Origin of the sequence: Terrabacter sp. 2RAF25, from assembly GCF_052115265.1 — a bacterium.
Taxonomy (GTDB): Bacteria; Actinomycetota; Actinomycetes; order Actinomycetales; family Dermatophilaceae; genus Terrabacter.
The window spans coordinates 21,243-36,103 of record NZ_JBFRGJ010000005.1 but is presented as its reverse complement, the minus strand read 5'-3'; the positions used below and the strand labels follow the sequence as shown (position 1 = coordinate 36,103).

The 14,861-nt window shown below is 71.1% G+C and carries 11 protein-coding genes, 1 tRNA gene and 1 pseudogene; 9 read left to right on the top strand and 4 right to left on the bottom strand.

What is annotated here, in order from left to right:
- Positions 1-10: 10 nt before the first annotated feature.
- From AB4091_RS13885 to AB4091_RS13875, 3 genes are all read left to right on the top strand, one after another.
- Positions 11-84: transfer RNA gene (locus tag AB4091_RS13885), tRNA-Val, on the top strand.
- Positions 85-145: 61 nt separating this feature from the next.
- Positions 146-496: a hypothetical protein gene (locus tag AB4091_RS13880; protein WP_442292343.1), complete on the top strand. Its 351-nt coding sequence runs from the start codon at positions 146-148 to the stop codon at positions 494-496.
- A gap of 31 nt (positions 497-527) precedes the next feature.
- Complete coding sequence (locus AB4091_RS13875) at positions 528-1,049, top strand: flavin reductase family protein (protein WP_442292342.1); 522 nt, start codon at positions 528-530, stop codon at positions 1,047-1,049.
- 77 nt (positions 1,050-1,126) lie between these two features.
- Here the strand turns inward: AB4091_RS13875 and AB4091_RS13870 are convergent, their stop codons facing one another.
- The gene (locus AB4091_RS13870; protein ID WP_442292341.1) at positions 1,127-3,085 is read right to left on the bottom strand and encodes an acyl-CoA dehydrogenase family protein; all 1,959 of its coding nucleotides are present in this window, start codon (positions 3,083-3,085) and stop codon (positions 1,127-1,129) included.
- A 1-nt stretch (position 3,086) separates the two neighbouring features.
- Entirely contained in the window at positions 3,087-3,773 is a 687-nt protein-coding gene (locus AB4091_RS13865; RefSeq protein ID WP_442292340.1) for a TetR/AcrR family transcriptional regulator, read from the bottom strand.
- A gap of 98 nt (positions 3,774-3,871) precedes the next feature.
- Here AB4091_RS13865 and AB4091_RS13860 point away from each other — a divergent pair, with 98 nt between their 5' ends.
- From AB4091_RS13860 to AB4091_RS13850, 3 genes are read left to right on the top strand one after another with little or no spacing between them, the layout of a single operon-like run.
- Entirely contained in the window at positions 3,872-5,167 is a 1,296-nt protein-coding gene (locus AB4091_RS13860; RefSeq protein WP_442292339.1) for an acetyl-CoA C-acetyltransferase, read from the top strand.
- 2 nt (positions 5,168-5,169) lie between these two features.
- Positions 5,170-6,489 carry a 3-oxoacyl-ACP reductase gene (locus tag AB4091_RS13855; protein ID WP_442292338.1) on the top strand — a complete coding sequence of 440 codons (1,320 nt, stop codon included), beginning with the start codon at positions 5,170-5,172 and terminating at the stop codon, positions 6,487-6,489.
- 7 nt (positions 6,490-6,496) lie between these two features.
- Positions 6,497-7,354, top strand: a complete 858-nt coding sequence (locus tag AB4091_RS13850; protein ID WP_442292337.1) for a MaoC family dehydratase — start codon at positions 6,497-6,499, stop codon at positions 7,352-7,354.
- 60 nt (positions 7,355-7,414) lie between these two features.
- Here the strand turns inward: AB4091_RS13850 and AB4091_RS13845 are convergent, their stop codons facing one another.
- Both AB4091_RS13845 and AB4091_RS13840 read right to left on the bottom strand, forming a co-directional pair.
- A complete protein-coding gene (locus AB4091_RS13845; protein ID WP_442292336.1) occupies positions 7,415-8,374 on the bottom strand; it encodes a hypothetical protein in 960 nt (319 codons plus the stop codon).
- Positions 8,371-9,234: a GCN5 family acetyltransferase gene (locus AB4091_RS13840; RefSeq protein ID WP_442292335.1), complete on the bottom strand. Its 864-nt coding sequence runs from the start codon at positions 9,232-9,234 to the stop codon at positions 8,371-8,373. Before AB4091_RS13840 ends, AB4091_RS13845 begins: the two co-directional genes overlap by 4 nt.
- 183 nt (positions 9,235-9,417) lie before the next feature.
- Between AB4091_RS13840 and thrS the strand changes: the two genes are divergently transcribed.
- The 3 genes and pseudogenes from thrS to AB4091_RS13825 all read left to right on the top strand — a co-directional run bounded on the left by thrS (position 9,418) and on the right by AB4091_RS13825 (position 14,781).
- Positions 9,418-11,415 (top strand): threonine--tRNA ligase, encoded by a 1,998-nt coding sequence (gene thrS, locus AB4091_RS13835; RefSeq protein ID WP_442292334.1) that lies wholly within the window; start codon positions 9,418-9,420, stop codon positions 11,413-11,415.
- A 104-nt stretch (positions 11,416-11,519) separates the two neighbouring features.
- Positions 11,520-12,605 (top strand): annotated as a pseudogene (locus tag AB4091_RS13830) (glycoside hydrolase domain-containing protein); the annotation flags it as partial.
- Positions 12,547-14,781, top strand: coding sequence for a GH92 family glycosyl hydrolase (locus tag AB4091_RS13825; RefSeq protein WP_442292333.1), 2,235 nt, complete (start codon positions 12,547-12,549; stop codon positions 14,779-14,781). The pseudogene AB4091_RS13830 and the gene AB4091_RS13825, both read left to right, overlap by 59 nt.
- Positions 14,782-14,861: the final 80 nt, after the last annotated feature.

The following is a 14,861-nucleotide window of genomic DNA, read 5'->3' as shown; positions in this document are numbered from 1 at the left end:
AGGGGTGCCCGGACGTGTAGCTCAGCTGGTTAGAGCGCTCGCTTCACACGCGAGAGGTCAGGGGTTCGAGTCCCTTCACGTCCACCCTCCGGCTCACGGCGCGGTCGACGCGCCGGCCCCGGTTCCACGCACTAGCGTGTTGCTCATGGTCGCGACGGTCTCCAGCCTCTTCATCTACCCCGACTCCGACTCACCCGGGCAAGAGCTCGACTCGGTCGAGGTGACTGCGTCGGGACCGGAGGGAAACCGCGCCAAGAAGCACGCCGTGCACCTCGTCACGGCCGACGACTACGTCGAGACGCACCCCAAGGCGAACATCGTGCTCGACATGGAGTCGGCGGTGCTGGGCGGGCTCGTCGGGCGGGTCGTCCGGCTTGGCGAGTGCACGCTCAAGGTCACCCAGGCGCCGTCGCAGTGCGCCGGCGTCTACGCCGAGGTGGTCACGCCCGGCCACGTGTCGGTCGACGACGCACTGATGGTCGCCGAGCCCGAGTGACGCGGCTCCTGCGACCCGGCCGGAGCGCCGGGTGACGATCCACACCGAGCACCCGTTCGACACCCCCGACGAGGACCGTGACCCCCTCCGGCGCCTCCGTGGCCGCATCGGGGGCACCGTCTCCCTGTGGACCGCCGGGGTCGGCGTCGAGCGAGCCGGGCTCACCGTCTCGTCCTACCTCGTCGCCACCGGAGAGCCCGGGCGGGTGGTCGGCCTGCTCCACCCCGACTCGGACCTGCTCGAGGTGCTCACGGAGACCGGCACAGCCGTCGTGTCGCTGCTCGGAGTCCGCGAACAGCGACTCGCCGACGCGTTCGCCGGCGTCATGCCGGCCCCCGGCGGCCCGTTCCGTATCGGCACGTGGGAGCAGACCGAGTGGGGACCCAGGCCGGTCTCGGCGGCGACGTGGGCCGGGGTGCGGCTCGACGCGACGACCAGCCACGACGTCGGCTGGTCGGTGCTCGTGGAGGCGGTCGTCGAGCACGTCCTCATCGGACCGGAGGACACCCCGCTCGTGCACCGACGCGGCCGTTACCAGCGTCCCGAGGCCTGACCGGGCCACCCGTCGGTCGCGCGAGATCGTGCCACTGGTGCGCCCCGGCATCACGGGCTGCACGATCTCGCGCAGGGTCAGGCCGTCCTCGACATCTCCGTCGTGAGCAGACCCTCCGGGATGCCGAAGGCGTCGACGAGGTCGGTCGCGAGCGGGCGCAGCTCGGCGCAGATTTCGTTGACGAGCGCCGTGAGCGCCTTGGTGCGCGCCGGGCTGAGGCGGTCGTGCTCGAGGTACCACGCCTTGTGCCGCTCGACCGTCGCGAGCAGGTGCAGGTCGCACACGCGGGCGAGGACCCCCTTCGCCAAACCGTCGGCGCACTCCTCGACGGAGGCGGCGAACGCCTCCGCGACGATGCGCTCCACGTGCGCCGCCGCCGCCTCGACGAGGTGGTCCTGGGTGGCGTTGAAGATCGCGAACGCGTCGACGTCGGGCGCGGTGGCGCGTCGCAGTCGTCGCGCGAGGCCTTCCAGCAGATGCTCCTCGCGCTCGCGCAGCAGACGCAGCTGGGTGCCCCGGATGCCGAAGACGACGTCCTCCTCGCGGCCCGGCGCCGCGTCGACGAGCCGCTGCACGATGCCGCGTGCGGACGAACGCTCGATCACCGTGCCACCGACGAGCCTCGCCCCGAAGCGGACGATCCCGAGGGTGTCGAGGTCGCCGAACGTCGCCTGGTAGTCGGCGAGGAGCGACTTTGCCACGAGCTGCAGCAGCACCGTGTTGTCGCCCTCGAAGGTGGTGAAGATGTCGGTGTCGGCCTTGAGGGCCGCGAGACGGTTGGCCCAGAGGTAGCCGGCCCCGCCGCAGAGCTCGCGGCACTCCTGGATGGTGTCGGTGGCATGCCGGGTGGTCAGCACCTTGATCCCCGCGGCGCGGGTCTCGAGACGCCGCTGGTCGTGCTCCGTGGCGGCGCGCCCCGAGAGCACGTCGTCCATGGCCGTGACGAGCTCGTGCTGGGCCACCTGCAGGGCGTACGCCGTCGCGATCCTCGGCAGCAGGCGACGCTGGTACGTGCGGTAGTCGAGGACCGTGGTCTCGACGTCGGTGCCCGGGGCGGCGAACTGACGTCGCCCGGCGGCATACCTCGTGGTGACCGCGAGGGCCGAGCGCGCAGCCGCACCGGAACCGCCGGCGACGGAGATGCGCCCGCGCACCAGCGTGCCGAGCATCGTGAAGAAGCGACGGCCGGGGTTGTCGATGGGGCTCGAGTAGGTGCCGGAGTCGTCGATGTCGCCGTAGCGGCCGAGCAGGTTGGTGCGTGGGACCCGCACGTGTTCGAAGGAGAGCCGGCCGTTGTCGACGCCACCCAGGCCGAGCTTGGCGCCGCAGTCCTCGATGGTGACGCCCGCCGCCGTCGTGCCGTCGGGCTCGCGGATCGGCACGAGCACGCAGTGCACCCCGTGCGACTCGTCGCCGACGACGAGCTGGGCGAAGACGGCGGCGACCCGGCCGTCACGGGCGGCGTTGCCGATGTAGTCCTTGCGGGCAGCCGGCTCGGGGGAGTGGACGACGATCTGGTCGGTCGCCGGGTCGAACGTCGCAGTCGTGAGCAGGCTCTGCACGTCGCTGCCGTGGCCCGTCTCGGTCATGGCAAAGCAGCCCTGCAGCTCGCCCGAGGTGATGAGCGGCACCAGGTGGTCGTGCCGGCTCGTGCCGAGCAGCGAGACCGCCCCACCGAAGAGCCCCCACTGCACGCCCGCCTTGACGAAGAGCGACAGGTCGGTGTGGCCGAGCATCTCGAAGGCAGCGACCGCGTCCGCATAGCGCGCGGAACCACCCTGGTGCTCGGGGAAGCCGTCGGCGGCATACGGCTGCGTCGCCAGGGCAGCGAGCTGGGTGGTGACCCGCGTGCGGTGCTCCTCGGGCGGAAGAGGAGCAGAAGGCGGCCCGAACGTGTCGGGGTCGAGGGCCCGACAGTGGTCGCGGACGGCGCCATAGGGTCCGTCGAGGTGGGCCCGGAGCAGGGCCACGAGTTCCGGGGAGGATGCCGCGGGAATCGGGGGGCCCACGACGGGAACGTCTGCAGCGGTGGACATCTCATCTGCCTTTCGTGTCGGCGAGCGCAGGTGCGAGCCCGCGCCATGCGAGCTCGGTGAGGGACTCGACGACGTCGGCCCGGGGAACGCGTTCGGACTCGGGGGTGGCGAGCCAGTCGTCGGCGACCGCGCGCACCGAGCCGACGAGTGCGATGGCCCAGGTGCGAGCCCGTGCGTGGTCGGTGGCGGAGGCACTCAGCGAGGCGAGCAGGAGCCCGGTGAGCCGGTCGGTGACCTGGTCGACGGTGCCGCCGACGGGGTCGTCGTGCAGCGGGAGGTCGACGAGCGGGCGGTTGACGACGAAGCGGTAGACCTCGGTGTCGGACTCGACGAGGGCGAGGTAGGCGTCGACCGTCGAGGCGACGAGCTGGCGGGTGTCGCCGTGCGGTGTGCCCGACTGGCCCAGGGCTGCGCCGACGTTGCCGACCACCCGGCCGTCGATGCGGCTGGCCACGGCGCGGTAGAGGCCCGCCTTGTCGTCGAAGTGCCGGTAGATGACGGTCTTGGAGGTGCCGGCCTCGGCGGCGATGTCGTCCATGCCGACCCCGGCGCCGTGCCGGCGGATGGCGCGGATGGTGGCGTCGACGAGCGCGGACCGCCGCTCCTCGCGGTGGCGCTCCCAGCGAGCGCTGCGGCCGTCTCGCGGGGCAGTCCGAGCCCTGGTGCCTTGGTCCACATCCTCGTCCATCTCACGAAAGTAACAGGTACTCGCTGTATCGACTACTGCGAGTTTCGGTTATCTTGGAGCTGATCGACAGCCACCACACCGAGAGCAGGTAGAGATCCATGGCGTCCAAGACCAGCCCGCGCACGCCCCGACGTGTCGCGGTCCTCGGGGGCAACCGCATCCCCTTCGCGCGTGCCCACGGCAAGTACGCGAAGGCGTCCAACCAGGACATGCTGACCGCGAGCATCGACGGACTCGTCGCGCGCTACGGCCTCGCCGGGGAGCGCCTGGGCGAGGTCGTCGCCGGCGCCGTGCTCAAGCACAGCCGCGACTTCAACCTCACCCGCGAGACGGTGCTCGGCACCCGTCTCGACCCCACCACCCCCGCCTACGACATCCAGCAGGCGTGCGGCACGGGCCTGGAGGCCGCGATCCTCGTCGCGAACAAGATCGCCCTCGGGCAGATCGACGCCGGCATCGCCGGAGGAGTCGACAGCGCTAGCGATGCACCGATCGCGGTCAACGAGGGGCTGCGCCAGACCCTCCTCGCGGCCAACCGGGCCCGGTCGGCGGCGGAGCGCGCGAAGGCACTCGCCGGTCTGCGCCCGAGCCACCTCGTGCCTGCCATCCCCGAGAACGTCGAGCCCCGCACGGGTCTGTCCATGGGTGAGCACATGGCGCTGACCGCCGCGCAGTGGGGCATCACCCGCGAGGCGCAGGACGAGCTCGCCGCGGCCAGCCACCAGAAGCTGGCCGCCGCCTACGAACGCGGCTTCCAGGACGACCTCGTCACCCCGTACCTCGGTGTCGCGCGCGACAACAACCTGCGCCCCGACTCCTCGGTCGAGAAGCTCGCGACGCTCAAGCCGGTCTTCGGCAAGGGTGACGGGGCCACGATGACGGCAGGCAACTCCACGCCGCTGACCGACGGCGCCTCTGCCGTCCTCCTCGCCAGCGAGGAGTGGGCCACGGAGCACCGGCTCACGCCGCTCGCGTGGTTCGTCGACGCCGAGACGGCAGCCGTCGACTACGTCCATGGCGACGAAGGACTGCTGATGGCTCCCGCGTATGCCGTCCCACGGCTTCTCGTGCGAAACGGCCTGTCGCTGCAGGACTTCGACTTCTACGAGATCCACGAGGCCTTCGCGGCAACCGTGCTGACCACCCTCAAGGCGTGGGAGGACCCCGACTTCTGCAAGGGCCGGCTCGGCCTGGACGCACCGCTCGGGTCGATCGACCGGAGCAAGCTCAACGTCAACGGCTCGTCGCTCGCGGCCGGACACCCGTTCGCGGCCACCGGGGGTCGCATCATCGCCTCCCTCGCCAAGGCCCTCAAGGAGGCCGGTGGCGGCCGTGGCCTCATCTCGATCTGCGCCGCCGGCGGCCAGGGCGTCGTCGCGATCCTGGAGGCCTGAGCATGACCGACCTGTTCACCACCATCGTCCGCTCACCCGTCGCGAAGAAGGTCGGCGTCCCGCAGCCGACGCGCCTGCGCCGCTACGAGCCCGGTATGCCGCTCTGCGAGGGACCGGTGCTCGTCGCCGGCGGCGGCCGTTTCGCCCACGCGATCGCGGCGTGGCTCGGCGCGGTCGGCGTCCCCACGGTCGCAGCGGCGGCCGACGCCCCCGACAAGCTCGGGGCCGTCGTGCTCGACCTCAGCGCGGCCACCGACCCGGCTGACCTCGACGACCTCCGCCTGCTCGGAGCCCCGGCGGTCAAGGCGCTCAAGCGCAACGGGCGGGTCATCGTCATCGGCACCGACCCTGCCACGCTGAGCGACGTCGCCGAGGTGACGACGCAGCGCGCCCTCGAGGGTGTCGTGCGGTCGCTCGGCAAGGAGCTGCGGGCCGGCGCGACCGCCAACCTCGTTCTTGCACAAGGCGATGCGCAGGCGGGCGTACGCTCCGCCGTTGGGTTCTTCCTCAGCGGCCGGTCGGCGTACGTCGACGGCCAGGTCGTGCGTGTCGACGAGTCGACGAGCGGCGACGCCGACGCGCTGCGTCCGCTCGAGGGCAAGGTGGCCGTCGTCACCGGCGGCGCCCGCGGCATCGGTGCCGAGATCGCCCGCGTCATGGCGCGCGACGGTGCGACCGTCGTGGCCGTCGACATCCCCGCTGCCGGCGACGCGCTCGCGGCCGTCGCCAACGAGGTGAAGGGCACGGCACTGCAGCTCGACGTCACGGCCGACGACGCCGGGGCGCGCATCGTCGAGCACGCGACGAGCCGCCACGGCGCCATCGACATCGTGGTGCACAACGCCGGCATCACTCGCGACAAGCTCTTCGTCAACATGGACGAGGACCGCTGGAGCAGCGTCATCGACGTCAACCTCCGCTCGATCCTCCGGATGAACGAGGCGATCCTCGGAGCGGGTGGCCTGCAGGACGGCGGACGCATCGTGTGCGTGGCGTCGATCGCCGGCATCGCGGGCAACCGCGGGCAGACCAACTACGGCGCGAGCAAGGCCGGGGTCATCGGCCTCGTCTCCGCACTCTCGCGCGAGCTGGCCGAGCGCGGCATCACCGTCAACGCCGTCGCACCGGGCTTCATCGAGACCGAGATGACGGCCCGCATCCCGTTCGCCACGAGGGAGATCGGGCGTCGGATGAACTCGCTCCAGCAGGGTGGGCACCCCAAGGACGTCGCTGAGACCATCGCGTGGTTCGCGCAGCCCGGTGCTGCTGCGGTCACGGGGCAGGTCGTGCGGGTCTGCGGCCAGAGCCTGCTCGGGGCGTGAGGCGGGCATGACCAAGGAGATCACCCTCGAAGGCGCACCGGACCTGCGCCGCATCTATGCCACGGCCGCCCTGCGCCGCGGACGGTCCGGCGAGACCCTGCCCGACGTGCGGGTCTCGCGGGCGGGCGTCCGGGTCGACCTCGACGACCTCGTCGCCTACTCCCACGTCTGCCGCTTCCCGGTCGACGGCACCCTGCCGGTCACCTACCCGCACCTCGTGGCGTTCCCGCTGCAGATGACGGTGATGAGCGACGACCGTTTCCCGTTGCCGCTCATGGGCACTGTGCACGTCGAGAACCGGATCGAGGTCTCACGGCCGGTCACCACCGACGAGGTCCTCGACGTGTCGGTGCGGGCCCTGGACCTCCGGCCGCACCGTCGCGGCCGCCAGGTCGACCTCGTCTCGGAGGTCGAGGTGCGAGGCGAGCTCGTCTGGCGGGGAGTCAGCACCTACCTGTCGCGTGGGCAGGAGCACCCCGACGCACCCGTGTCCGAACCACCCACCTCGGACGCCCTCGACGGGGTCACCGGCGGGCCCGTCTGGCGACTCGGGGAGGGCACGGGTCGCGAGTACGCCACCGTGTCGGGCGACTGGAACCCGATCCACGTGCACGCCCTGACGGCGCGACCGCTCGGGTTCCCGACGGCCATCGCCCACGGGATGTACTCATACGCAAGGGCTCTCGCTTCGCTCGGACCACGGATTCCCGAGGCCGGACTCTCGAGCCACGTGTGGTTCCGCAAGCCCGTGCGTCTCCCTTCGACGCTGCGCCTCCGCTCCACCTTCGAGCCGAACCGCACCGTGTCGGTCCTCGAGCACGTCAAGGGCGAGATCGAGCACGCGGTCGTCGAGAACACCTGGTGACGAGCGCGGCGGGCTGACGGACAGCCGGCCCCACCCCTGTGGGGCCGGCTGTCCACCGGGTCAGACGTCGAGCCGCTGCGACATCCGGTAGACGCCGCTGTGCACGACGTAGCCCAGATCCGCGTTGATCCGGCGGATGCCGTGGTTGTGCTCCTCGTTGGCCGTGCGGCTGACCGTGGCGCCGACGTCGCGGGCCGAGAGGTGCGCGCGCTGCTTGACGAGGGTCATGAGCCCACGGCCACGATGGGCCGGACCCACACCGCTGTACGCGATCATCAGGGTCGCGTCGGAGACCCCTCCGAAGGTGATCGCCGCCGGCTCGCCGCCGACCCGCGCGAGCACGCAGACCGGTGTCTCGTTGTCGGAGACGAGAGCCCGCAGCCGGCCCAGGTCGAACACCCAGCCCTGTGCGGCCTCGGGGTTCGTCTGGCTCGCGAGCAGCATCTGCTCGACGACGTCGGCGTCGTCGAAGTCGAGGTCCGGCACGTCGTGGAGGGTGACGTCCGGGGGAGGCTCGGGTGTCGGCAGGTCGGCGAGGTCGAGCTGGGACTCGATCGCGTGCTCCTCGACGCCGAACCCCCAGTGGGTGGCGACGTCGAGCGAACGGGGGTCGTCGTCGAACGTGCCGGCGACGAGGTCGGTCGTGCCGTCGGGCAGCCGCTCGAGCAGGGCCTGCCGGAGGGACCTGCCGATCCCTCGGCCCTCGTGCTCACGAGCCACGATGACCCGCTGGAAGGTGCGCCCCTGGGGCGCGAAGTGGGGGTGCGCCGTGAAGCCGACGCCGAGCATGGCGCCGTGCCGGTCGACGGCCTCGACCGAGGCGAGACCGTCGAAGACCTCTGGCGCGTCGAAGTGCCATCCGGCCTCGCCCCGCGTCATGTGGGGCAGGCGCGCACACACGAGGTCGACCGCTTCCTGCTGCCGCGACACGGGGAGTGGCACGACCCGCACCTCGTCCGGGTCCGGCGGTGCCGGTGACCGGCGTCCCTCGAAGCCGACGACGTCCACGGGCTCCATCACACCTGCTCCTCGCGCCAGACCCAGTTGCGCCGGTCGTAGACCTGCACGAAGCCCGCGCGCTCCATGTTGTGCAAGGACGGGTTCACGTTCCCGTCGAACTCCTGCCAGGTCTCGGCGCTCATCCACTCGCACCCGAGTCGCGTCGCCTCGGCCAGCCGGGCCGCCATGAACGCGGACTGCGCGCCCCGCCGGCGGTCGCCCGGCAGTGTCGCGGCCCCACAGAAGGCCGCGACGGACCCGGCGACGTGCAGGTTGGCCGAGGCGACCAGGCGCTCGCCCGACCAGCCTCCGAACGACCGGAACCCACGGGCCTCGTCGGTGCCCGACCCGAAGAAGGCCAGCAGGTCTGGATCCTCGGGCATGCCGAACCCGGCGCAGTAGACGCGCGACCACTCCTCGACGTCGTCGGGCCTCACGCGGCCGACCCGTAGGTCAGTCGTGGCGGGGGTGATCTCCGGCCCGGCCGGTCGCAACAGCTTGGCCCACACCGAACCCCCGACGATGCCGTGCCGGGCACAGATGTCGTCCCAGTCCTCGGGCAGCACCGACGGGGCCAGCTGGAGCACGGCCGTCGCGGAGCCGCTCGCCCGGTACACCTCGAGCACGGACCCCACGAGGTCGTCGGTCACCGGCTCGGTCACCCCGAAGCCGAGCGCCTTGTTCCAGTAGCCGCCCGTCGGGTCGGCGCCCATCGCGAGGACGACCCCACCACCGAGACGCACCGCGGTCATGCCGAGGGTGCTGCGGGCCGAGGTCGGTGCGCCGGACTCGAACGCGTACATGAACTCGGCCTCGGCCGTCTCCGCCAAGGCCGTTGCCTGCGTGACGCCCAGGGCCGTGACGTCCAAGGGGACCTCCATCCGACCAGTATCGGAGGCCGGCCGCGCCGGCACAGCGGAATCGCCGCCTTCCTGTGCCGCTGCCGTCCGGCACGTCGCAGGACGCTCGTCGCGGTCGATACGCTGGGCACCTGCCGCACCCGCCGGCACACGCCATGGATCCGACCTGCTCACGGTCGGATCACTCACGAAGGAGCACCCACCGTGTCTGCAGAGATCACCGTCACCGTCGCCGGGAGCGAGCGAGCGGTCACGGAGCAGACGACGGCCGGAGCCCTCCTCGACGAGGCCGGCGCCGGCGGACGCGACGTCGTCGTGGCACGCGTCAACGGCGAGCTGCGCGACCTCTTCCACGTCGTCGCCGACGGTGACGTCGTCGAGCCCGTGACGGTCGACAGCGAGGACGGCCTCGCCGTGCTGCGCCACTCCACGGCCCACGTGCTCGCCCAGGCGGTGCAGCAGCTGCGGGCCGACGCCAAGCTCGGCATCGGCCCGCCCATCCGCGACGGCTTCTACTACGACTTCGACGTCGAGACCCCGTTCCACCCCGATGACCTCAAGGCCCTCGAGAAGGCCATGCAGAAGATCATCAACGAGGGCCAGACCTTCGAGCGTCGCGTCGTCACCGACGCACAGGCCCTCGAGGAGCTCGCCCACGAGCCCTACAAGTGCGAGCTCGTCGGGCTCAAGGGCGGCAACGCCGACGAGGCGGCCGAGGGCGCAGCCGTCGAGGTCGGGGCCGGCGAGCTGACGATCTACGACAACATCCGTCGCGACGGCACCCGCGCGTGGGGCGACCTGTGCCGCGGCCCGCACATCCCGAGCACCAAGCTCATCGGCAACGCCTTCAAGCTGATGCGCTCGGCCGCCGCGTACTGGCGTGGCTCGGAGAAGAACCCTCAGCTGCAGCGCGTCTACGGCACCGCGTGGCCCACCAAGGACGACCTCAAGGCGTATCTCGACCGCCTCGCCGAGGCCGAGCGGCGCGACCACCGCAAGCTCGGCGCCGAGCTCGACCTCTTCAGCTTCCCCGACGAGCTCGGGTCGGGCCTGCCCGTCTTCCACCCCAGGGGTGGCGTCATCAAGCGCGAGATGGAGGACTACGTCCGTCGGCGGCACATCGAGGAGGGCTTCGACTACGTCGGCACGCCGCACATCACCAAGGACGGCCTCTTCCACACGAGCGGCCACCTGCCGTACTACGCCGACACGATGTTCCCGCCGATGGAGCTCGAGGGCGCGCGCTACCAGCTCAAGGCGATGAACTGCCCGATGCACAACCTGATCTTCGCCTCGCGCGGGCGCTCCTACCGTGAGCTGCCGATCCGGTTCTTCGAGTTCGGGTCGGTCTACCGCTACGAGAAGTCGGGCGTCGTGCACGGCCTGACCCGCGTGCGCGGCATGACGCAGGACGACTCCCACAGCTACGTCACGGCCGAGCAGGCTCCGGCCGAGATCCAGCACCTGCTCGACTTCGTCCTGTCGTTGCTGAGGGACTTCGGCCTCGACGACTTCTATCTCGAGCTGTCCACGCGCGACACCGAGGGTGAGAAGTCCGCGAAGTTCATCGGCACCGACGAGCAGTGGGAGGTGGCGACCGCGGTCCTCGAGAAGGTCGCCACCGACTCGGGGCTCGAGCTCGTCGCCGACCCGGGCGGCGCCGCGTTCTACGGTCCGAAGATCTCGGTCCAGGCCCGCGACGCCATCGGCCGCACGTGGCAGATGTCGACGATCCAGTACGACTTCAACCAGCCCGAGCGCTTCGGGCTCGAGTACCAGGCCGCCGACGGTTCTCGTCAGCAGCCCGTCATGATCCACTCGGCGAAGTTCGGCTCGATCGAGCGCTTCCTCGGCGTGCTCGTCGAGCACTACGCCGGGGCCTTCCCGGTGTGGCTCAGCCCCGTTCAGGTGCTCGGCGTGCCCGTTGCCGAGGACTACGCCGACTACCTCCAGGATGTTCTGGATCGCCTGAAGCGCAAGGGAGTTCGCGTCGAGCTCGACGCGAGCGACGACCGCTTCCCGAAGAAGATCCGCAACGCGAGCAAGTCGAAGGTGCCCTTCACGCTCATCGCCGGCGAGGAGGACCGCGCCGCCGGGGCCGTGTCGTTCCGCTACCGCGACGGTTCCCAGAAGAACGGCGTGCCCGTCGACGACGCCATCGCCGAGGTGCTCGCCGCGATCGAGAGCCGCGCCCAGGTCTGAGCGCCACCGGCACGACCGCCACCAGCACGACCGCCGACGTATGCCGTCGGGCGGGTTCCGTCCACACGTGACCCGGCTCGACGGCATACGTCCGTTCTTGTCCGATGTCGCGCGTCCATCGGACAGGACAACGGTGTCGGGTTGCCGGACATGTGGCACGTCACGAGGCTCGGTCACGACACCGTCGTCCTCCCGTGAAGGAACGCCCCATGCGCATCGTGCTCAGATCGCTCGGCACCCTCGTCCTCGCTGCGACCGCCCTCGGGCCCGTGCTGCCCTCCGGCGCACCCCCGACGGCTGCGGCGGCCGAGCCGCTCGTCGAGAGCGTCAACCCGTTCATCGGCACGCAGGACAACGGGAACACGTTCCCCGGTGCCAGCGCGCCCTTCGGCATGGTCCAGGTCAGTCCGGACACCGGGGGAGAGGGCGGCTACGACTACTCGCAGAACTCGATCTACGGCTTCAGCCAGACGCACCTGTCGGGCGTCGGCTGTCCGGTCGTCGGCGAGCTGCCCGTCATGCCGACGAGCGGTGCCATCACGAGCGTCGACTCCTCGCGCTACGCGTCGAGCTACTCCCACTCCGACGAGGAGGCGAGCCCCGGCTACTACCGCGTCGGACTGCCGACCTACGGCGTCAAGGCGGAGCTCACCGCGACCGACCGCACCGGCTGGCAGCGGTTCGCCTTCCCTGCCGACAAGGCGGCCAACGTGCTGCTCAACACCGGCAAGGCAAACATGCGCGTCTTCGACTCGGAGGTGCACGTCGTCGGTGACCGGGTCGTCGAGGGACGCATCCACGACGGCAACTTCTGTGCCGGCAAGGACGAGCACACGGTCTGGTTCCGCGCCGAGTTCGACCGCCCCTTCGGCTCCTTCGGCACCTGGAGCGGATCCACCCTCACCGCCGGCGCCCGCGATGCATCGACCAAGGACGGCGGTAACGGTGCGGCTGTGACGTTCCCGGCCGGTACGACGTCGGTGACGATGAAGGTCGGCCTCAGCTACACGGGTGCAGACGGCGCCCGCGCCAACCTCGCCGAGGAGACCGGCGACGGCTTCGACTTCGACGTGACCCGCGCGTCCCTGACGCAGCGCTGGGAGCAGCAGCTCGGCCACGCACGGATCACCGGTGGCTCCGACGAGCGGCGCACGGCCTACTACTCGGCGCTCTACCACTCGCTCATGCACCCGAACCTCGCCTCCGACGTGGACGGCAAGTACCACGGCTGGGACGGCAGGACCCACGTGGCCGACGGCTACACGCCCCCGCCAGAACTTCTCGCTCTGGGACACCTACCGGCCGCAGAACCAGCTGCTCGAGGTACTGGCCCCCGACGTCGCCCGGGACTCGTACCTGTCCGTGCTCGCCATCGGGCGCGAGGGCGGCTGGCTGCCGCGCTGGGCCCTCGTCAGCAGCGAGACCAACATCATGACCGGCGATCCCGTGACGCCCTTCCTCGTCGAGGGCTGGAGCAAGGGCTTCCTCGCCGGTCACGAGGCGGAGGCCTACGCCCTGCTCAAGCAGAACGCGACCGAGCAGCCACCGGCCGACAGCCAGTACAACGGGCGGTCGGGTCAGCACTACTACGAGAAGCTCGGCTACATCCCGTTCGGCCTGCGCGTCGGCACCGAGTGCGTCTCCCACGGCGGAGACAACGACTGTGCCCACCCGGCCTCCGCCACCATGGAGTACGCCGCGGCCGACGCCTCGCTCGCGATCATGGCGAAGGGGCTCGGGCACGCGACCGATGCGTCGATGCTCACCGAGCGCAGCGGCTGGTACAAGAACCTCTGGGACGCCGGCACGCAGAGCTTCCGGCCGCGCATGAGCGACGGCACCTGGCTCGACCCGTACGACCCGGTCGAGGCCTCCCACGCCTTCCACGAGGGCGGCTCGTACCAGTACCAGTGGCTCGCCCCGCAGGACCCGGCCGGCCTCGTGAAGCTCATGGGCGGCCGCGCGACCACCGAGAAGCGGCTCGACGACTTCTTCGCCTACGACAAGCTGCTCACCGACCCGGCCGGCACGGCTCGCACCGACTGGATCGAGGCCACCTACGCCTACTACAGCAAGCCGACGTACAACCCGAACAACGAGCCCGACCTGCTGGCGCCCTACATGTACGCGTGGGTGCAGCAGCCGGCGAAGATCGCCACCGTGGCCCGCGCCGCGTTCACGCTCTTCACGGACGGCGCCGACGGCATGACCGGCAACGACGACCTCGGCACCATGAGCGCCTGGTACGTCTTCTCCTCGTGGGGTCTCTACCCGACGATGAGCGGCGCGAACTCCTTCGTCGTGAGCTCGCCGCAGTTCGAGCGCGTCGACATCGACGTCGCCTCGCCGACCTCGGTGCGCACCGGGCAGGGCGGCAGGCTTACGATCACGGCGCCGGGGGTGTCCGACGACCGGCGCTACGTCCAGACACTCGCCGTCAACGGCTCGAAGAGCACGAAGAGCTGGGTCGGCTGGGACGCGCTGCGCCAGGGCGGCACCATCGCCCACTCGGTCGGAACCACGCCGAGCCGATGGGGCACGACGCCGGCGGACGTCCCGCCGTCGGCCGTGCAGACGAGCCGCGACCCGCGCCTGTCGCTGTCGATGACGGCCCGGCCGACCCCGGTCGTCGTCCCCACCGGTGCGCGGGAGGCGCGGCTGTCGGTCGACGTCGTCGGCCAGGCGCCGAAGAGCCTGCCGGTGCAGGTGGAGGTCGCAGCACCCCACGGCTGGTCGGCCGCAGTGGGTGGCAGTGGTGACGGCGCCGTCGTGCTCCACAGCAACGGGGTGCCGGCCAGCGCGTCAGTCCCCGTGACTCTGGAGCTGCCGTCCGGACTCGGCGCCGGCACGCACGAGGTGCGCGTCACCGCGTCGGCTCCCGGTGTCGACCCGGTGACGAAGGTCGTCACCGTGCAGGTGCAGGAGGCTCTCACCTGCGTGGCCGGCGCGCCCGGCTGCGCCGTCGACCTCGCCCCGGCCTGCAACCACGACGGCACGGCAACCGTCTCGGCGCCGAGCGACGGCAACTTCGACAGCAGCGGATGGAGCTACGACGCCGCGCTGCTGCCGATGGGCACGACCTGGGACTGGAACGGCGTCACGTACGCCGCACCCGTCACCTCGGGTACGACGCCGAACTTCGTCGAGGGCAGGGGCCAGACGATCCTCGTTCCCGCTGCCAGCCGGAGCGCGGTCCACGTCATCGGGTCGACGCACAACGGTGACGTGTCCACGGCCCTGCGCCTGACCTACACCGACGGCAGCGTGCAGTCCGTGCCGATCTCGCTCACCGACTGGGCGGCCGGGAGCGGACACAACGGCAACCAGGTCGCGATCGCGATGGACCACCGAATCAGGGGCGGCTGAGGGGTCGACGGGCCGCCGGTCCAGCTGTTCGGCGCGACGGTGGGGGCCGACCCGGGCAAGCAGCTCCAGTCGATCACGCT